This window comes from Streptococcus sp. HSISS3 (genome assembly GCF_000448605.1).
GTDB classification, from domain to species: domain Bacteria; phylum Bacillota; class Bacilli; order Lactobacillales; family Streptococcaceae; genus Streptococcus; species Streptococcus raffinosi.
Genome location: NZ_CM002130.1, coordinates 1,681,575 through 1,702,754, shown reverse-complemented (window position 1 = coordinate 1,702,754; position 21,180 = coordinate 1,681,575). Strand labels below are relative to the sequence as shown.

The 21,180-nt window shown below is 41.3% G+C and carries 12 protein-coding genes; all 12 read left to right on the top strand.

What is annotated here, in order from left to right; genetic code table 11:
- The first annotated feature begins 71 nt into the window (after positions 1–71).
- A complete protein-coding gene (secY2, locus tag HSISS3_RS07930) occupies positions 72–1,298 on the top strand; it encodes an accessory Sec system protein translocase subunit SecY2 (RefSeq protein WP_021152309.1) in 1,227 nt (408 codons plus the stop codon).
- A gap of 101 nt (positions 1,299–1,399) precedes the next feature.
- The gene (gene asp1 / locus HSISS3_RS07925; protein WP_021152308.1) at positions 1,400–2,971 is read left to right on the top strand and encodes an accessory Sec system protein Asp1; all 1,572 of its coding nucleotides are present in this window, start codon (positions 1,400–1,402) and stop codon (positions 2,969–2,971) included.
- Positions 2,958–4,496 carry an accessory Sec system protein Asp2 gene (gene asp2 / locus HSISS3_RS07920; RefSeq protein ID WP_021152307.1) on the top strand — a complete coding sequence of 513 codons (1,539 nt, stop codon included), beginning with the start codon at positions 2,958–2,960 and terminating at the stop codon, positions 4,494–4,496. Before asp1 ends, asp2 begins: the two co-directional genes overlap by 14 nt.
- Before the next feature lie 2 nt (positions 4,497–4,498).
- The gene (gene asp3, locus HSISS3_RS07915) at positions 4,499–4,945 is read left to right on the top strand and encodes an accessory Sec system protein Asp3 (RefSeq protein WP_008535091.1); all 447 of its coding nucleotides are present in this window, start codon (positions 4,499–4,501) and stop codon (positions 4,943–4,945) included.
- On the top strand, positions 4,938–7,313 hold the full coding sequence (gene secA2 / locus HSISS3_RS07910) for an accessory Sec system translocase SecA2 (RefSeq protein WP_021152306.1): 2,376 nt from the start codon (positions 4,938–4,940) through the stop codon (positions 7,311–7,313). Before asp3 ends, secA2 begins: the two co-directional genes overlap by 8 nt.
- Positions 7,314–7,325: 12 nt before the next feature.
- On the top strand, positions 7,326–8,834 hold the full coding sequence (gene gtfA / locus HSISS3_RS07905) for an accessory Sec system glycosyltransferase GtfA (protein ID WP_021152305.1): 1,509 nt from the start codon (positions 7,326–7,328) through the stop codon (positions 8,832–8,834).
- Positions 8,831–10,183 (top strand): accessory Sec system glycosylation chaperone GtfB, encoded by a 1,353-nt coding sequence (gene gtfB / locus HSISS3_RS07900; protein WP_021147309.1) that lies wholly within the window; start codon positions 8,831–8,833, stop codon positions 10,181–10,183. Before gtfA ends, gtfB begins: the two co-directional genes overlap by 4 nt.
- Positions 10,176–10,355, top strand: coding sequence for an accessory Sec system protein Asp4 (asp4, locus tag HSISS3_RS07895; protein WP_002883547.1), 180 nt, complete (start codon positions 10,176–10,178; stop codon positions 10,353–10,355). The genes gtfB and asp4 overlap by 8 nt, the downstream gene beginning before the upstream one ends.
- Before the next feature lie 4 nt (positions 10,356–10,359).
- Complete coding sequence (locus HSISS3_RS07890) at positions 10,360–10,584, top strand: accessory Sec system protein Asp5 (protein WP_021147308.1); 225 nt, start codon at positions 10,360–10,362, stop codon at positions 10,582–10,584.
- Positions 10,585–10,617: 33 nt separating this feature from the next.
- Positions 10,618–11,619 (top strand): sugar transferase, encoded by a 1,002-nt coding sequence (locus HSISS3_RS07885; RefSeq protein ID WP_021152304.1) that lies wholly within the window; start codon positions 10,618–10,620, stop codon positions 11,617–11,619.
- Between the two features lie 492 nt (positions 11,620–12,111).
- Complete coding sequence (locus HSISS3_RS11755; protein ID WP_021152303.1) at positions 12,112–17,448, top strand: accessory Sec-dependent serine-rich glycoprotein adhesin; 5,337 nt, start codon at positions 12,112–12,114, stop codon at positions 17,446–17,448.
- A gap of 436 nt (positions 17,449–17,884) precedes the next feature.
- The coding region (locus tag HSISS3_RS07870) for an accessory Sec-dependent serine-rich glycoprotein adhesin (protein ID WP_042772091.1) at positions 17,885–21,180 on the top strand (3,296 nt) is incomplete at its 3' end.

The window sequence follows — 21,180 nt, the reverse complement described above, 5'->3', positions numbered from 1 at the left end:
AGAGTAATGTCTGTCTCGCCTTTCATAAGGTAAGATTAGCCTGTCCACAGAGGCAGGAAGTAGGAGTAATAGTGAAAAAAATTAGTCAATCGATAATTACCAAGCGTGTCTTATGGACCATCTTTTTCCTCTTCATTTATTGTGTAGGGAATCAATTGGTTCTTCCTTTTGTGGATTTGAAACATGCCAATATTTTTGGAGGAGTCATAGGTTCCTTGGCTTTCTCTAGTGCAATGATGGGAGGAAACCTCAGGTCCATGTCACTTTTCTCAGTGGGCTTGTCGCCTTGGATGTCGGCCATGATTCTTTGGCAGATGTTTTCTTTCTCTAAGAAAATGGGCTTAAAAAACCTCCCTATTGAAATTCAGGACCGTAGGCGAATGTATTTGACTCTAGCAATCGCAGTCGTCCAGTCCTTGGCAGTGTACTTAAACCTGCCTATCGTCTCCGGGGTCAATGTTGGCCTCGCCATTTTTATGAATACGATTCTGTTGATTGCCGGGACCTTTTTCTTGGTCTGGCTATCAGATCTTAACTCCCTCTTTGGGATTGGTGGTTCCATTGTCATCTTGATGGCAAGTATGATGGCTAATTTGCCTTTCCAAGTCATGGAGAGTTTTGATAAGTTAGGTATCGGTTGGGATGTCTTTCTTCCCTTAATCCTGTTCAGTTTGGTCTTCCTCTATATTTCAGGAGTTGTCCAACGGGCCAGATATCGTATTTCAATTAATAAAATCAATATTCATAACCGCTTCAAACAATATTCTTATTTGGATATTATGTTGAATCCAGCTGGGGGGATGCCTTTCATGTATGCCATGTCTCTAGTCAGCATTCCTCAGTACGTCTTTATGCTGATTCAATTTATCCATCCTGAAAACAAGTGGACCAGTGGTGCCATCAAGGCCTTGACTGTCGGGCAACCCATCTGGTTGGCCGTTTATATGGTCATGCTCTTCGTTCTCGGTTTAGCCTTTGCCTTTGTTAATGTTAGTGGTGAACAAATCTCTGAACGGATGCGCAAGTCGGGTGAATACATCTATGGTGTTTATCCAGGTCAAGAAACCAGTGCTTATATCAACCGTTTAGTTCTTAGGCTTGGCTTCATCGGTGCCCTTTACATGCTCTTTATGGCAGGGGTTCCCATGTTAGTTGTCTTGGTCAATCCAGATTATTTGCAACTGAGTATGATTCCAGGAACCTTCTTGATTTTTAGCGGTATGATTTACAATGTTAACGAGGAAATGAAAGCTTTGAAGCTCAACACTTCCTATACCCCACTTTTTGAAAATGTATAAAACACTCACCCCTCATGGGGTTGAGAGGTAGGCTGGTGACTTGTGATCGGTCTACCCCTCAATCTCAAGTATTGTGATGTAAAGACAATAAAGGAGAATTCATGTATTATTTTATTCCAGCTTGGTATGGGCAGACGGATGAATTTTGGAAGACGTCCATTGACCCTTGGTATCTGACACGTCAAAAAATTGAATTTGATGATAGTCTACACCAAGTCCGTATTTTTCAGGATGAGGAGCTGACTCCGCAGCTCTTGCTTTTGGCCTACCAGCCACATTTGCGTTATTTCTTACACCGTCATGATGTCTTGGAAGTTAAGGCCACAGCCATCTTTGACTTGGTTCAGGGAATTAGCGATGAAGCTATGCGAAACCTACAGGTAACCGATTTGGACTGGCCTGAAGGCTCTACTTTTGTCTATACACCGTTTGCTATTGTAGTTCAATGTCAGCACAAGCGTTATGCCGAAATTGAGTTCGGTACTGAGGGCTTTATTGCCATGATTCGCTACTTTGATGAAGAGCAAATCATCCGTGAAGATGTCTATGATGACCGTGGCTTTGTTTCAAGTAGTCTCTATTTTGAAAATGGTCAGCCAATCTATCGCAATTACCTAAATGCTAAGGGAGTTTGGCAGCTTTGTCACTTCTTTGATGGACGTGGGATTGTGGCTAATCCTAGAACAGACGGCCGCTTTAATAAGAGTTACTACGGTGACCTTTCGGAAGTCATTTGGGAATTTTTGGATAAATTTTTGGCAGAAAAAGTGACGAATGATGACCGTTTTGTTATAGCTTCAGACTTGCGTCACAACAAGCCCCTCTTTAATCACTTGCCAGCAGAAAATACCAAGATTTTGACCTGGTTTGCAGAACGAAATCAAGATGACAGTATTGATGCCTATGCAGGCTTCTTGCCGCAAGTGGACTTGTTGATTGCTGACCGCTATGATTACTTGGAGCAACTTCAGGTCGCCTATCCAGAAGAGACCAAGAAGCTTAAACACATGGCTTCCTTTGATACCCGTTTGGCTTTGGGAACCAGTCAACGTGTCAAAGAGTCCAAGATTTTCTATCAGGTTGATTTGAATCAGTTGGATTTAGAGGCTATTTATCAAGTGTTAGCATTCGTAGCCAAGTATCCTAAGACTCGTGTTGAATTTGGGGCCTTTAATGCCAATCCAGAGCAACTTCAAAATTTGGAACATCAAGTTGAAAAAATGATTGACGAACGTTTTAGCTCAGAAGTCTTTGAAGAGGTTGTTGAAAGTAGTGGTGCGGAAAATAGATTGGAAGAAAACAATGAAATCATCAGTCGTTTTTCTTTCCAAGACCTCCGTGACGAGACGGCTCTTATCAAGTCCCTTCAGTTTACACGGCTCATTGTCGACTTGAGTAAGGAGCCTAACCGCTATACCCAAATCGCAGGAATCAGTGCCGGTATTCCACAGATTAACCGAGTGGCGTCTGAGTATGTGACCCATCAAGAAAATGGTTATATCTTGAAGCACTTGTCTGATTTTGAAAAGGGAGCTTATTACTATTTGGGACAGTTGAACAACTGGAACCGTTCGCTTATCTACTCTATTGAGAAAATTAAGGAAAATACAGGAGACCGTTTGGTGCAAAAATGGGAAAATTGGTTGAAGGAGGAGCAGCATGGCCAAGGATAAACGCTTGAAAATACTACAAGTTGGATCAGCTAACTGGTCAGAAAATCAGGAAATTCCTGAAAACATGAATTGGTATTTTAGTCCTCTTGGTCAGCTTGAGACCTTGCAAGAAACCATTGAAGCTGATGAAATCAAGACTTTCACAGCAGTTCTTGTAGATAGCCCTGAAGGGCTCGAGGAATTGATGGCTATTAGAGAATGTTTGATTCCTCATACTGTTTTCTTTGACCAAACCATAAAAGTATCAGACGAGAGCCTTCTTCAGTTTCTGAAGGAAATTTGTGCTGTTCCGACGGATTTTTCAAATCAAGGCCAGCTGATTATTACCCTTTCCAAAGCGCTCTTTTCAGGTCAATATGGGGATAAATTGTTTCCATTTAGGATTCAAGCCAACCCCAATTTCACGGGACAAGTGACTTATCATGGTTATGAGAGTGTGATTTTGTCAGGTGATTATGGTCAGGAGTATACGCCGGTTTTAGATTGGACCTATAATATCAGAGCTAGCAAGGAAAATCCTATTGAACTTTGGTTGGAATTTGACAAAGATGAGACCTGCGAGTGCCGTTTAATTCTCAATCTTGTGCCAGAAGGTTCAGTTGTAGATATCTTCAAGACCTACATCGTTTCAGAAGAAGAAATGCGCAAGGGAGCTATTGTCCTTGATGAGGATAGAACTTTCCTTTTGTCAGCGAGTCTGGAGATGAAGGGACAGGGTAAGATTACCATTGGTGGGCTCCACCAACGCTTGACTCGCTTCCAGTTTGGGAAGTTTGTCCTTGGCGGTGGTATTCTCCATGATCACAAACGTCAGGAAGTCAACTATTTCTTTTATCCTGGTGACTTCAAGCCACCTTTGTCTGTTTACTTTTCTGGTTTCCGTCCTGCCGAAGGTTTCGAAGGTTTTGGGATGATGAAAGCTTTGGGAACTCCCTTTTTGCTCTTTTCAGACCCTCGACTCCTAGGGGGAGCCTTCTACATGGGAACGGAAGAATTTGAAAATAGTATCAAGAACACTATTCAACATTACTTGGATTATCTAGGCTTTGATAATGATCAACTCATCCTCTCTGGGATGTCTATGGGAACTTTTCCATCAATGTACTACGGTGCAGACTTTGAACCTCATGCCATTATCATGTCTAAACCTCTAGCTAATGTTGGTACGATCGGTAACCGTGCCCGACTCCTGGCGCCAGAGGTCTTTCCAACAGGGATTGATGTCTTGCATTTGCAGACAGGACGCTTGGATAATGACGGTGTTGAGGCCCTTAATCAGAAGTTCTGGGATAAGTTTAAAAAAGCAGATTTTTCAAACACGACCTTTGGTCTTTCCTACATGAAGGACGAGGATATGGATCCGACGGCTTACGAGGATATCACCAAGTCTCTCTATTACTCGGGGTCTAAGATTCTTAGCAAGGGAACATCAGGTCGACACAACGATGATTCTGCTACGGCGACAACTTGGTTTGTCAATTTTTACCGTATGATTTTAGAAAATGATTTTGGAAGAAAGGAGTAAGAATGTTCAGAAACAAGAAATCAGAAATTCTGTGGGGCTTAAATCTTAGGACTTATATGTATGGTTCAACAGTTGTTAAACGCCAAGATGGTTCTGTGCAATTTTACAATCCTTTGGTGCCATCAGGAACTGACATTAAGTCCTGGGTGGCTATCCAAAACTATCAATCGGATCGTACTCAGCCTGACCTCCCATTATTGAAAAAAGGGCACAGCTATGACTTGACGGCTAATCTCGAGGCTATACCAACAGGCTCAGTCTTTTTGAAAGTTAGCTTTTTGGACCGTTATGATAATGAAATCAAGCAGCTTATTGAAAAAAGTACTCAGATGACCTTTGTCTACCCACACGAAGCTTATACCTATAGTATTTCGCTTTTGAGTGCTGGGGTCAAAGAGCTGGATTTCTACAGCTTAAAACTGGAAGAAACAGGAGAAGAACATGTTTAAACAACTGAATCCTATTCTCCCTGTTAAGGAGATACTCAAGGAAATCAATGACATAGCTGATGAAATGGCTGGTTTGAGCAACCTAGAGTTGAAAAATAAAACGCAGGAATTTCAGGAGCGTTTGGCCCAAGGAGAAAGCTTGGATGACCTTCTTCCAGAAGCTTTTGCGGTTGTTCGTGAAGCGGATAAGCGCGTGCTAGGCATGTTCCCCTATGATGTTCAGGTCATGGGAGGCATTGTCATGCACCAAGGTCATATAGCCGAGATGAATACAGGTGAAGGTAAGACCCTAACGGCTACCATGCCGGTCTACCTGAATGCCTTGTCAGGCCAAGGAGCCATCCTGGTTACGACCAATGAATACTTGGCTATCCGTGACGCTGAAGAAATGGGGCAAGTTTACGAATTTCTAGGTTTGACGATTGGTGTTCCCTGTGTAGAAGGCAGTAATGAGATGGATCCATCTGAAAAGCGTGCCATCTACCAATCGGACATCGTTTATACGACCAATGCCAGCCTAGGCTTTGACTATCTGATTGATAACCTTGCTTCTAACCAAGACGGGAAATACATGCGTCCCTTTAACTATGCCATTGTAGATGAGGTGGACTCGGTCCTTCTTGATAGTGCCCAGACGCCCTTGATTATTTCTGGTGCGCCTCGTGTTCAGTCCAACTACTATGGGATGATGGACACCCTGATGACTACCTTGGTCGAGGGTGAAGACTATGTCTTTAAAGAGGAAAAAAGTGAAGTTTGGTTGACGACTAAGGGGGCTAAGGCTGCCGAAAGTTATCTGGGTATCGGCAACCTCTACGATGAGGAAAATAGTACCTTTGCCCGCCACCTACTCTTTTCACTTCGTGCCCACTTGCTCTATAAAAAGGACAAGGACTACATTATTCGAGATGGCAAGAAGGGGCCAGAAGTGGTGCTCCTTGACAAATCAACAGGTCGTCTCTTGGAATTAACCAAGCTCCAAGGTGGACTCCACCAAGCTATCGAAGCCAAGGAATTAGTGGCCCTGTCACAAGAAACCAGAGCTATGGCTTCCATCACCTATCAAAGTCTCTTTAAAAAATTCCAGAAAATTTCAGGGATGACAGGGACTGGTAAGGTAGCCGAAAAAGAATTCTTAGACACCTATGGAATGAAGGTCATTCAAATCCCAACCAACCGTAAGAAACAACGTATCGACTATCCCGATAAGATTTATGCGACCCTACCAGAGAAGGTCTTTGCCTCTTTAGAGTATGTCAAGCACTACCATGAAAAAGGCAACCCCATCTTGATTTTCGTTGGGTCGGTGGAAATGTCAGAGCTTTATTCTTCCCTGCTTTTGCGTGAAGGAATTGCTCATAATCTCTTGAATGCCAACAATGCACCACGTGAAGCGGAAATGATTGCCGAATCAGGACAAATGGGTGCCGTGACGGTAGCGACCTCAATGGCTGGACGTGGAACGGATATCAAGCTTGGTAAGGGTGTAGCTGAACTCGGAGGTTTGGTAGTTATCGGTACCGAACGTATGGAAAGTCAACGTATTGACCTGCAAATTCGTGGCCGTTCTGGGCGTCAAGGGGACCCTGGTATGTCTAAGTTCTTCGTCTCACTTGAAGACGATGTGATTAAGAAATACGGTCCATCATGGGTTCACCGTACTTACAAAGAATATGCCATTAGTGACCACATTGAGCCTAAGGAATTGACCGGTCGTAAGTACCGTAAATTGGTTCAAAAAGCCCAAGAAGCCAGTGAAAGTTCTGGTCGTACTTCACGTCGTCAGACGCTTGAATTCGCAGAAAGTATGAACATCCAACGTGAGATGATTTATGCCCAACGTGACCGCCTCATCTTCCACAATCAAGGCTTGGATACTGTTATCGATGAGGTACTTGACGACTTTATCGACCAAGCTGTGGCTGATGAAGATTTCTCAAAAGCAGAAAATCTCTATCACTTTATCTTGCGTAATATCAGCTTCCGCATCAATGAGATTCCTAAAGATTTGGATCTTAACAATCGTGAAGAAGTCTTGGAACTCATTTATCAGTTTGCCTATCGTGAGCTAGAAGCCAAGAAGCAGGAGTTGAAAACCAAGGAACTCAATGAGTATTTCCAACGTTTAGCCATGCTTAAGGCTGTGGATGACAACTGGGTAGAGCAGGTAGACTATCTGCAACAACTCCAAATGGCTATTGGTAGTCAACAATTGAGTCAAAAGAACCCTATTGTCGAGTATTATCAAGAGGCCTACAAGGGCTTTGAGGCTATGAAACGTCAAATCAGAAAGGATATGGTTCGTAATCTCCTCCTCAGTCAGGTGCAAGTCACTAAAAAAGGAGATATCATCAGCCATTTCCCATAAAATAAGGAAATTATGACAGTATATAACATTAATTTAGGTATCGGTTGGGCCAGCAGTGGTGTCGAATATGCTCAGGCCTATCGTGCCAAGATTTTCCAGGAAATGGGACAAGAAGCCAAATTTGTCTTTATGGATCTCATTCTTGGGGATAACATTGAGCATATGACCAGCAAGATTGGTTTTTCAGATGACCAAATCATCTGGCTCTATAACTATTTTACAGATGTCAAAATCGCACCATCTACCATCAAACTAGCTGAAATCGAGGCTATCTTACCTGCCAATCCTAAACGCAAGGAAGTTTCTGGTTCAGTGATTCGTTACCATTATCCACAGGATGACCTAGTGGTAGCTTGCCATCTTCGTGCGACAGATGGAGTTTCTGTGGAAACCGTCAGCTATTTTGTCAATGACAAGCTCTTGCGTAAGGATTTTTACTCTTATACCCGTTATTGTAGTGAGTATTATGCGCCTAAGGATAATCAAGCCAAGGTTTACCAACGCCGTTTTTATAATGAAGATGGCTCGAACGCCTATGACATGATTGTTGGAGACAATAATCAGGACATTTATCGTTTTCCGGATCAGGTCCTCTATGGCAAGCAAGAATTCCTTCGCTATTTCTTCAAACGTCTGGCTCTAACCAAGGATGACGTGGTTATCTTGGACCGTGAAACTGGTATTGGGCAGCTGGTCTTTGAAGAAGCACAAGCTGCTCGTCTAGGGGTAGTCGTTCACGCTGAACATTTCAGTGTCAATCAAACTGATGACGACTACATTCTCTGGAATAACTATTACGAGTACCAATTTACCAATGCGGACAAGGTTGATTTCTTTATCGTGGCGACAGACCGTCAGAAGGAAATTCTTGAGAGGCAGTTTCGTCACTACACCAACCATGATCCAAAGATTTACACCATTCCAGTGGGGAGCTTGCCTGAATTAGTTGGGCAGGACAAGGCACGTAAGCCATTTTCAATGATTACGGCCTCACGTTTGGCTCAGGAAAAACACATTGACTGGTTGGTTCGTGCAGTTATCGAGGTTCATAAGACCTTACCAGACATCACCTTTGATATTTATGGTAGTGGTGGGATGGATGCCAAGTTGCGTGAGATTATTGCTGAAGGGCAAGCAGGAGACTACATTCGTCTCATGGGACACGCTGATTTGACCGACATTTATAGCCAATACGAGGTTTATTTGACAGCTTCAACCAGCGAAGGTTTTGGCCTTACCCTCATGGAGGCCGTTGGTTCAGGTCTTCCCATGATTGGATTTGATGTGCCTTACGGAAATCAAACCTTTATCGAAGATGGTTCCAACGGCTATCTCCTTCCTGTCGCTGAAAATCATGTTGTGGATGTCATTACTAAATCCTATAAGGATGCCATTGTCCGTCTCTATGAAGAAGGTAATATTGAGGCCATGCGTCAAAAATCTTATGACCTTGCCCAAGGTTTCTTGACTAGCCAGGTCAAGGCTGCTTGGAAACAGTTACTTGAGGAGGTGCGCTCATGATTTTCTTATGTGATAATTATCATCAAGCCAGTAAAGACTTGGCTTATACCCTTCAGGTAGCAGGATGTGATGCCACAACTGTTGTCATCAATCCAGATGGTTTTCTTCCCAAAGGAACCCTGTCACCTTTCACCTACTATGTAGAAGACCAAGAGGAAACTGGCAAACCTCGCTTTTTCAACCAGGTTCCTGTACCAGCTTTTTGGGAAATCTCAGGTAACAATCAAGTGGCACAGGTGTCAAATCTCACTGAAGAACGTGCCCGTATTACCTTCCCTGAAGGAAGCAAGGCCCGTATCGTTAAAAGTGTTGAATGGTTGGACAAGTCAGGAAAGGTTCGTCAAGTAGACCACTACAACAAGTATGGTTTCTGTTTTGCCAAAACCACTCATGATGAGAATGGTCAGCCAGTCTTTACTAGCTACCAAACCAAAGAAGGTGACGAGCGCATCTTGGAAAATCATGCTACTGGTGACATCCTCTTGACCCTGCCTGGTCAAAGTCTACGTCGTTTCGCCAACCGTACCGAATTTGTCAAGGCCTTTTTGGCTCAGGTCTTTGGTGACATTGACCATATTATCTTTAACAGCTTAGCAACACCTTTCATCGTCTCATGGACTATGGAAAATACAGGGGCAACTGATATTCTGATCTGGCAAGAGCCTCTGGGAGATATCCTCCCAGGTAACATGAATGGTATCTTAGAGGATAATTCAGCTAGGGCTAACGCCATTATCATTCCTGATAAGGCCACCTATGAAAAAGCCTTGACCCTGGTACCTAAAGAAAAACACCATAAATTACTTTCTTTAGGCTATGCCTATGACTTCAAGGAAAATCATGGCAAATCACACAATGCCTTTATCGCAACCAACTCAGATCAAATCGAACATCTGGAAGCCTTAGTAGAGGCATTACCTGATGTGACCTTCCAAATTGCGGCTGTTACTGAGATGTCAGCCAGGTTGCTTTCAATGATGCGTTACTCAAATGTAGTGCTCCATCCTAACGCCAGTCACAAGCAACTGGACAAGCTCTACCAAGAGTCAAATCTCTATTTGGATATCAACCATCATAACGAGTTGTATAAGGCTACACGAACAGCTTTTGAGCACCAGTTATTGATTTTGGCCTTTTCAGAAACAGTTCATGGACGTGACTACACGGCACCTGAACATATCTATGCTGGTCAGGAATATCAAGCAATGGTTACTAAGATTAAGCAAGTTCTTGAACAAGACCAAGCCATGCAAGAGGCCATGCAGGCTCAAAAAGCTCAGGCCAACACCCTGATAGCCTCTGACTTGACCAATCGCTTACAAGGACTTTTAGGAGGAAATCATGTCTAAAAAAGATTTATTCTACGGTGATGTTGAAGGCCGTATGGAAGAACTCAAGCAAAAGCCTATTACGAAAGAAAAAGAAACCAGAGGAGAAAAGATTAACAAGAGCTTTTCAATCATGCTCGGACTTGTGATTATTATCGGTTTAATCTTTACTCTGATTGGTTTGTTGAGGTAGACTTATGATGTTAGTATTAATGGTTCTAGCACTGATTCTTTCGTTTGCCCTTATCGTCCTAGTTACCATCCAACCCCGTCAAACACAGATTTTTTCAACAGATGCTACGAGTAATATTGGTAAACCAAGCTATTGGTCTAGTCAGCCTATTCGCAAATTTTTGACCTTAGCTATTAGTATAGCCTTATTTATCCTCTTACTTATATTTATGATTGTGTCTTATAAGTAAAGAGCTTGATTATACAATAGAAAGAAGAAGCGCATGCGTGTACATTTTACGAATTTATTTGGGCAGTCCCCACGTAGTGTGGCCTTGATTGCCCAAAATGATACGATGAAGATTGCCAAGGAGCTTGGTGCCAATGAATTAGCAATCTATTTCTACGATAATAGCCAGGAGCCAAGTGGTGAATTAAATTCCCGCCTTGATGGAATTGTGGCAGGAGTGAGCTATGGTGATATTGTCTTCTTCCAGTCGCCATCGTGGAATAGTGTCGATTGGGACACTAGCCTCCTTCATAAATTTAGGGCAGTGAAAACCAAACTTGTGATGTTCATCCATGATGTTCCACCTATAATGTTTCCTAGTAATTATTATCTCATGCCTAATTACATTGAGATGTATAATCTTTGTGATGTCGTCGTTGTTCCATCGGAACAGATGCGTGATCGACTCATTGAGGAAGGGTTAACGGTCAAAAAGATTATTATTCAGGAACTTTGGGATTTGCCTCATAACCTTGACTTGCACAAACCAAGCTTCCAAAAGAAGCTCATCTTTGCTGGTAACCCAACTCGTTTTCCCCACATTCTCAACTGGCAGCAGGAGACACCTCTTCATGTCTATGCGGAAAAAGAAGAAGACAAGGATTATTCCCAAATTCAACTTGAAGGTTGGCGTAATAAACAGGAGCTCCTGTTTGACCTTTCTAAAGGAGGTTTTGGTCTTGTCTGGGGGAATTCAGAAAAATCTGAAGATGAGCTCGATTACTATAAGTTGAATATTTCCTATAAACTCTCTACCTATTTAGCTGCAGGCTTGCCAGTTGTGGTGCCTGACTATCTTTCAAATGCTGACTATGTCAGAGAACATGGCCTAGGCTTTGTCGTTTCGAGTCTGGAAGAAGCAGACCGTTGTGTACAAGAATGTACAGAAGAGCAGTATGCCCAGATGGTTGCTAACGCACAATACACTGCCTACCTCATTAGCAATGGTTATTTCATCAAGAAGCTTTTTATTGATGCTATAATGGCCCTTGGTTAATAGTCTAAAAAGAATTATCGGAAGGTAATTCTTTTTTTGTAGATTTTTGAGCATATAAATTGACTTTTTAGAAAATATTTAAACCAATTTTACTTTAAGCTAAAAGATTTAAGGAAGCAGGGTATCTGATTAGGAAGAAGGTTAAAAAAAGTGTGTCAGAAACACCAAATATGTCATAATAAGTGGTCTAAAATTGATTGAAATTGTTTGAAAATTTATCTTAAGCTAAATTGTAAAATAATTTAGAAGCGCAATAAGACTGGAAATAAAATGAGAAAATGTAAAGAAAATAGCGTAAAATCAAGGTTTTAAGGCTGATTTGTTCTAAATTCGAAAGAATATAGCATAAATGACAGAAAATTCAGAATTGCGAAAACCTTACATATTTTAGAGAAAATGAGATAAAGTGCAACAATTTTTAGTTAACTTGTGTTATATTATAAAATTTAATTTCCAGATTAGGAAATGATTCATATCTATTTGGAGGTAAATATGTTTTTTAGACGCCAAGAAGGAGAATATCGCGAAACAGACCGTGTGACTCGCTTCAAACTTATTAAATCGGGTAAAAACTGGCTTCGTGCCGCTACATCAAACTTTGGACTTTTCAAAGTTGTTAAAGGTGGCGCAGACGCACCGTCAGTTTCAGTTCAAAATGTAGAAGAAAAAACTTCTCTTCTTTCAGGTCAAGCCCTCCTTAAAGGGATTGCAGCAGCGGGTGCTGTGGCAGGTGGTGCAGTAGCTACTTACACAGCTCAAGCCGAAGAAACAAGTGCTCCAGCTTTGGAAAGCCAAGCAACTACAGCTCATGATGTTTTGGCAAACTCTGAATCTGTAGCTTTGAGCGCTGCGCCTGTATCAGAAGCAGTAGCTTCAGAAGCTCCAGCAGTAGCATCAACAAGCCAAGAGTCTACAAGCTCTTCAGCTGACGCTCAAGCAAGTACAGATGCTTCAGTATCATTGTCACAATCTGTATCAACAGAATTGTCACAAGCTATCTCTGAATCTGTATCACTTAGCAAGCACAACTCAACTTCTGATAGCCAATCACACACAGAAAGCACAACTGCTTCAAACTCTGCTTCACATTCTGAATCTGCAAGTTCAACAGTAGCGACTGCATCAGAAACAGCGACTCAAGAAGATGAAAAAACAATCTTGGATCAAAACGTTTCAGAAGCAGAATTGCTCGTTAATATTGCTAAAGACTACCAAGCAAAATTGACAGACACAGCTGCTAAAGCTGAAATTCAAACAGCTATCACAACAGTTCAAGAAGAAGTCACTAAATCAACAACATTGCTTGCTGCATCAGCAACAAACGCTGCTTATGCAGAACAACGTGAACGTCTTGGTAACGCTGTTGATAATATGTTGACTAAGATCACAGACAACGGTTTCACTGGTAACTCAGTAGTTAACGGTGTTGCAGCAGTTACTGCACAGTTGGATGCTATTGCTACATCAAACACAAATCCATCTGGTGTTACTGTAACACCAGGAATGTCAGATCCAAACGGTGCGAGCCTTACAGATCGTACACAGACGATCCCTTCAGGATACGCAGCTGACCCAACTTCAGGTCGTTTGACATTTGGTATTTGGAATCTTTCTTCATACAACCAACTTTACAACAAAAACTACTACATTACATTGTCTGTAGACAAGACAAAAAGTGCATCAAATCCAAATGTATTCGTTCGTTTGGTTGATAAAACAACTGGTAGTGAAGTTGCGAATACAACATTAAGTAATGCTGTTGCTGGCAAAGAAATCAATCTTGGTGACCTTTCAAGTCAGAAGTACTATCCATACCTTGTTTATAATGCTTCTACTGATGGAAGTCCGTCTAGTGTTGATATCATTATCAAGCACAATGAAGATTTGAATCCTAGTGGTTTTGATTACAAGACAGAGCAAGTCTATGACTACCTTACACCTGCTAACCAAGGTGAAAAGAAACCGAACGTTGAAATTGCTGTACCATCAACTAAGATGAACCAAACAACTCACTACAAGGTAGTGGATACTACATCTTCAACTTATAATGCAAACCGTCAAGCCTCAGATACAACAACTCAAAGCTACAAACCAACTGGTAATGAAACAGAGCTTGCTTCATATACTCAAACAGGTATCCAAGGTCAAAACTATACTGCATCAAATCCTCGTACATTTGATGGTTATGTTTTGTATCAACAAGCTGATTCTTCAACTATGTCTGGTGAATTAGGTAACACCGTAGGTGCTAAATATGCCGAACTTAAGGGTAGCCGTCAACATTACTATGTAAAACGGATTCGTGAAGTAGTTGCTAACGATGGTTCAACAGTTACTAAGATTTATGTATTGGATCCATCTGCTGTTTCTACTTATAATGAATCAGTAATGGCAAATAACACTGATACAACTGGATATACACTTGTTTACACTTCTCCAGTGATTAAACCAGGTGACAAGTATATTCCTGCAGCAACAAATATGGATGCTGATAAACGTCTCGTTTCAAGCAAGAACGGTGACTACCAATTGTCTGTTTCTCCATGGCACAATCCAGATAAACCAAATGAAGGTTTAGTATATATTACAGGTTGGTATACAGCTGGTCATTACAACGATGCAAATTATATGTTCATTGATGAACCTAAGGGAACTGCAAGTGCTGTACCTGGTGGTAATACGCAAAACACTATCGGTGGACGTACGAAGTATGCTATCAATCAAGCAACAGGTCAGATTATCACTGATTCTTCAGGTAATCCAGTGAAATCTACAAGTGGATTTGGTGTCCAATACTCAATTCTATCAGCAAATGAAAAACCATCTGGTGATACGGTTCACTACTACCGTAAGTTTACTGATTCTGAGTCAGCATCACAATCACAATCGCAATCTAACTCACAATCATTATCTGAATCAGAAGTAGCGTCTAATTCACTATCTAGATCAGAAAGCCAATCAGCTTCTGAATCATTGAGTCAATCAGAAGTTGAATCAACAAGTAAATCAGTATCTGAGTCAACAAGCGCTTCAACGTCTGAATCAGCTTCGGTATCAGGAAGCCAATCAGCATCGTTGAGTACTTCAGCATCTGAGTCAGCTTCAGTATCAGCAAGTCAATCAGCATCGTTGAGTACTTCAGCATCTGAATCAGCTTCAGTATCAGCAAGCCAATCATCATCGTTGAGTACTTCAGCATCTGAATCAGCTTCAGTATCAGCAAGTCAATCATCATCGTTGAGTACTTCAGCATCTGAATCAGCTTCAGTATCAGCAAGTCAATCATCATCGTTGAGTACTTCAGCATCTGAGTCAGCTTCAGTATCAGCAAGTCAATCATCATCGTTGAGTACTTCAGTATCTGAATCAGCTTCAGTATCAGCAAGTCAATCATCATCGTTGAGTGCTTCAGCATCTGAATCAGCTTCAGTATCAGCAAGTCAATCATCATCGTTGAGTACTTCAGCATCTGAATCTGTCTCTGTTTCAGTTTCTATCTCAGAATCAATTTCAATTGTTACAAATAACTCAGAATCAGCAAGCGTATCAGCTTCAGCATCTGCATCAGAATCAGTAAGTACATCTGAGTCAGCATCTGCATCAGAATCAGCAAGCACATCAGCTTCAGTTTCTGCATCAGAATCAGCAAGCACTTCAGAATCAACTTCTGTATCTGAATCAGTATCAGCTTCTGAATCATACTCTGCATCTGCTAGTCTTTCAGTTTCAGCTTCTACATCAACTTCAGTTTCAGAATCACTTTCTAGCTCAGAATCTACATCTGTATCAGTTTCTCAATCATTGTCTGAAAGTGAAACTCCTAAAGTTGGTGAAGTCATCATTACTTACATCCGTGAAAATGATGGTAAAGAAATTCAAAAACCACGTCAAGACACACCAAACTCACCATATGACACACCATATAACACAACTGAGGAAGGTGAAAAACCTAACACAATTAAGACTCCAGATGGTAAGACATACAAGATCGTACCAAAAGGTGACTACCCAGTAGGTAAAGTTGACGGTGACGGGCACCTTGAATCATCAGATCCAATTAAAGGTAAAGTTGATAAACCTAAATCAACAATCACTTACGTTTATAAAGAAGTGAAGGGTAATGTATACGTACACTATGTTGATGTTAATGGTAACAAGATTAAAGACGATGTGACTGATGAAAAAGATCAACCAGTTGATAAAGACTACGACACAGTTATTGACAACCGTCCAAAAGAAATCGAATTCCAAGGTAAGACATACGAATTGGTACCAGCTGGTAACTACCCAGTAGGTAAGGTTGACGAACAAGGTCACTGGAATGGTGATGATGCTACAACAGGTAAAGTCATCGAAGGTGATAAGAACGTTACTTACGTATACCAACTCAAAGAACAACCAGCACAACCTAAGGGTAATGTATACGTTCACTATGTAGATACTGAAGGTAATATCATTAAAGATTCAGTAACTGATGAATTGGCACAACCAGTTGGTAAAGACTACGACACAGTTGTAGACAACCGTCCAAAAGAAATCGAATTCCAAGGTAAGACATACGAATTGGTACCAGCCGGTAACTACAAAGTAGGTCAAGTAGACGAACAAGGTCACTGGACAGGTGATGATGCTACAACAGGTAAAGTTGTCGAAGGTGATAAGAACGTTACTTACGTTTATAAACTTAAAGAAGATCCAACGAAACCTAAAGAAGGTGACGTCATCATCACTTACGTAAACGAAAAAGGTAAGGAAATCAAGAAACCTCGTCAAGACACACCAAACTCACCATATGACACTCCATATAACACAACTGAGAAAGGTGAAAAACCTAAGACTATCAAGACTCCAGATGGTAAGACATACAAGATCGTACCAAAAGGTGATTACCCAGTAGGTAAAGTTGATAAGGATGGACACCTTGAATCTTCTGACCCAACTAAAGGTAAAGTTGAGAAACCTCGTTCAATCGTCACTTATGTTTATAAAGAAGTGAAAGGTGACGTTTACGTTCACTATAAAGATACTGAAGGTAACACAATCAAGACTGACGTTACTGATGAAAAAGATCAACCAGTCGACAAAGACTACGATACAGTTGTAGATAACCGTCCAAAAGAAATCAAATACAATGGTAAGACATATGAATTGGTTCCAGCTGGTAACTACACTGTAGGTAAGGTTGATGGACAAGGTCACCTTGAGTCATCAGACGCTACAACAGGTAAAGTTGTTGAAGGACGTAAAGATGTTACTTACATCTACAAACTCAAAGAACAACCAGCACAACCTAAGGGTAATGTATATGTTCACTACGTAGATGAAAATGGTAACACAATCAAACAATCTGTTACAGATGAATCTAAGCAACCAGTAGGTAAACATTATGATACAGTAATCGATAACCGTCCTAAGACAATCGTTACTGCAGATGGTAAAGTCTATGAATTGGTACCACAAGGTAACTATCCAGTAGGTAAAGTTGATGGTGATGGTCACTTGACTACAACTGACCCAGTAACTGGTAAAGTCATCGAAGGTGATAAGAACGTAACTTACGTTTACAAACTTGTCGATACAACTCCAGAAAAACCAGTGACACCAACTCCTGGTAAACCTGAACAACCAACTCCAGCTAAACCAGTTAATCCAGCTCCTAAAGCTCCAGCTAAAACAACTCCTGTAACTCCAGCTAAACCAGCTTCAGAAATGACACAATTGCCAAATACTGGTGAAGAGTCTAACGTAGCTGCTACAGCAGCTCTAGGTTTGCTTGCAACTGCATCTGGCTTGGCTCTTGCGGCAAAACGCAAAAAAACTGAGGAATAATATTTCCTCGACTTACCTCCCTAAAACTTTTGAGTGACTAGTCCTAATAAAACACTAACTACTCTTAAGAAAGAATAAGCCGATTAGCTTCGTTCTAAAAAGACACATTCCAAATTGGAGTGTGTCTTTTTGTGATTATGAGATTAACCTAAAGGATTAGAATTTGTCTGCTATTTAGAGTAATCAAGCCTATCTTGAAAGGCAATACTGTTAAAGAAGGGAAACATTTCTATAGAATTTCAAGAAATCTTTAAATTTCATTTTATAAACTAGAAAATGACTGAAGATAGTGTGAAATCAATGTCTTTAAGGTATTAATAGGATGAAACGTTTGCAATTTTATTTAAGGAATATATGACAAAAAATTAGAACTTACAACAATTTTGTGATAAAATTTAGCTACGTGTTTTACACTAACATCTAGAATGGAGCAAATATGTTTTTTAGAAGAAACGAAGGGGAATATCGCGAAACAGATCGTGTGACTCGTTTTAAATTAATCAAATCAGGGAAGCAATGGCTTCGTGCGGCGACATCAAACTTTGGACTTTTTAAGGTTGTTAAAGGTGGAACAGATGCACCGTCAGTTTCAGCGCAAAGTGTTGAGGAGAAAACACCTCTTATCTCAGGTCAAGCCCTACTTAAAGGGATTGCAGCAGCAGGTGCGGTGGCAGGTGGTGCAGTAGCCACTTACACTGCTCAAGCCGAAGAAACTGCAACGCCAGCTTTAGAGAGTCAATTAACTGGGAATCATGATGTCACAGCCAATTCTGAGTCTGTTGTCTTGAGTGCAGCTCCAACATCAGAAGCTTCGGTAGCACCATCAACTAGTCAAGAGTCTACAAGCTCTTCAGTTGACGCTCAAGCAAGCACAGATGCCTCAGTCTCATTGTCACAATCTGTATCAACAGAATTATCACAATCTATTTCTGAATCTGTATCACTTAGCAAAGAGAGTTCAACCTCCGCTAGTCAGTCACATACTGAAAGCGCAAGTGGTTCAGCTTCTCATTCAGAATCAGCAACTTCAACAGTAGCGACTGCATCAGAAACAGCAACTCAAGAAGATGAAAAAACAATTTTGGATCAAAACGTTTCAGAAGCAGAATTGCTCGTTAATATTGCTAAAGACTATCAAGCAAAATTGACAGACACAGCTGCTAAAGCTGAAATCCAAACAGCTATCACAACAGTTCAAGAAGAAGTCACTAAATCAACAACATTGCTTGCTGCATCAGCAACAAACGCTGCTTATGCAGAACAACGTGAACGTCTTGGTAATGCCGTTGAAGGGCTGATGACCAAGATTACAAACGCAGGTTTTACTGGTAATTCAGTAGTTAACGGTGTTGCAGCAGTTACTGCACAGTTGGATGCTGTGGCTAGAGGTGCTTATGACACTAATGCGTCACTTGGTGAGGCTACCTATAAGCAAAAAGCAAACCTTATTGTTACGAATAAAAACCAAGCAAGTTATTTCAAAACCACTGGAACAGCAAGTCTCAATAATGGAACGGTGACCTTGACTCAAAATACCGGTGGACAAGTAGGTGCTTATACCCTTAAAACCAAGGTGGATATGAATGAAAGTTTCACCTTAACAGGTAAAATCAACCTTGGTGATGCCTACGAGGGTAATAGTTCTGCTGGACACTATGGTGGTGACGGTATTGCGGCGATCTTTTCGACGGGTAAAATCGGTGAAATCGGTAATGCCAATGGAAATGGTTCTGGTGCCAGTCTTGGTATGGGAGGAACAAACCTTACACGTTCCTTTGGATTTAAATTGGATACTTGGCATAATACGTCTCAGCCTAATAGCAGTCAGTATGCTAACGCAGATCCTGCAAAAGTTAGAAACTCAGCTTTTGGGGCCTTTGTTACTACGTCAAATACTGGGGTAGCTACAACAGATACAATTAGTGCTGAAAAATTACAGACACTTCCAACCGATAATACGCTTAAAGATTATGTTGTTTCATATAACGGTTCGACCAAAGTTATGACAGTAACTTATGCCGGTCAAACTTGGTCTAAGAATATTCAAAGCTATTTGAATGCAAGTCGTGCTACAACTGGTCAAAGGTCTGGGCAAGAAGAGTTGGCCTTTGCCCTCTTTGCCTCAACGGGTTCAGGAACAAACTTACAACAATTTAATCTTGAAAGATTTGACTATTCTGCAAGAGGGGCCTATGTAACGGTAAAATTTATTGATGCAGATACTGGTGAGGAAATTCCAGGTAAAGATGAAGTCTTGATTCAACAAGAAGCTGGAACAACGGTGAATCTGTCATCCTATCTTAGCATTGATGGTTATGAGTTAAGAGCAACTAATGTTGCGACAGCAAAAGGTTTTGTTTCAGATAATACAGTTAGAGTCCTTGAAGGTAGTCAAGGAATCACCTATTCATTCCATAAGATTAAACAAAACGAAAGCCTATCAACTTCTACATCGCTCTCTGAAAGCAAACGTGAGAGCATTGTTAAGTCTGAATCGGAATCTTTAAGGGAATCCGAATCCGCTTCAACGAGTGAACGTAAATCAGAATCATTGAGAAAGTCTGAGTTAGCATCAGTATCTTCCTCCGAATCCAATTCGCTTTCAGCGTCAGAAAGTGCGTCAGTATCTGAATCTCAATCCGAGTCCAATTCGCTTTCAGCGTCAGAGAGTGCTTCAGTGTCTGAATCACAGTCAGAATCAAATTCGCTATCAGCGTCAGAAAGTGCGTCAGTAAGTGAATCACAGTCAGAATCTAACTCGCTATCAGCGTCAGAGAGTGCATCAGTGTCTGAATCACAGTCTTTGTCAAATTCCCTTTCATCGTCAGAGAGTGCATCAGTGTCTGAATCACAGTCTTTGTCAAATTCACTCTCAGCGTCAGAAAGTGCGTCGGTATCTGAATCACAGTCAGAATCCAATTCACTTTCAGCGTCAGAAAGTGCGTCGGTATCTGAGTCACAGTCAGAATCCAATTCTCTTTCAGCGTCAGAAAGTGCCTCAGTGTCTGAGTCTCAATCTCTATCCAATTCGCTTTCAGCGTCGGAGAGTGCATCAGTAAGTGAGTCACAGTCGGAATCTAACTCTCTTTCAGCGTCAGAAAGTGCCTCAGTGTCTGAGTCACAATCTGAGTCAAACTCCCTTTCAGCGTCAGAAAGTGCTTCAGTGTCTGAGTCACAGTCTCTATCCAATTCGCTTTCAGCGTCAGAAAGTGCTTCAGTGTCTGAGTCACAGTCTCTATCCAATTCGCTTTCATCGTCAGAGAGTGCGTCAGTAAGTGAGTCACAATCCGAATCCAACTCCCTTTCATCGTCAGAGAGTGCTTCGGTGTCTGAGTCACAGTCTCTATCCAATTCGCTTTCATCGTCAGAGAGTGCTTCAGTAAGTGAATCCCAATCTGAGTCAAATTCTATTTCGGCTTCAGAAAGTGCTTCGGTAAGTGAATCCCAATCTGAGTCCAATTCACTTTCAGCATCAGAAAGTGCTTCAGTGTCAGAGTCACAGTCTTTATCCAATTCGCTTTCAGCATCAGAAAGTGCCTCAGTAAGTGAATCCCAATCTGAGTCAAATTCTATTTCGGCTTCAGAAAGTGCTTCAGTAAGTGAATCACAATCTGAGTCCAATTCACTTTCAGCATCAGAAAGTGCTTCAGTGTCAGAGTCACAATCCGAGTCCAACTCTCTTTCAGCATCAGAAAGTGCTTCAGTAAGTGAATCACAATCTGAGTCAAATTC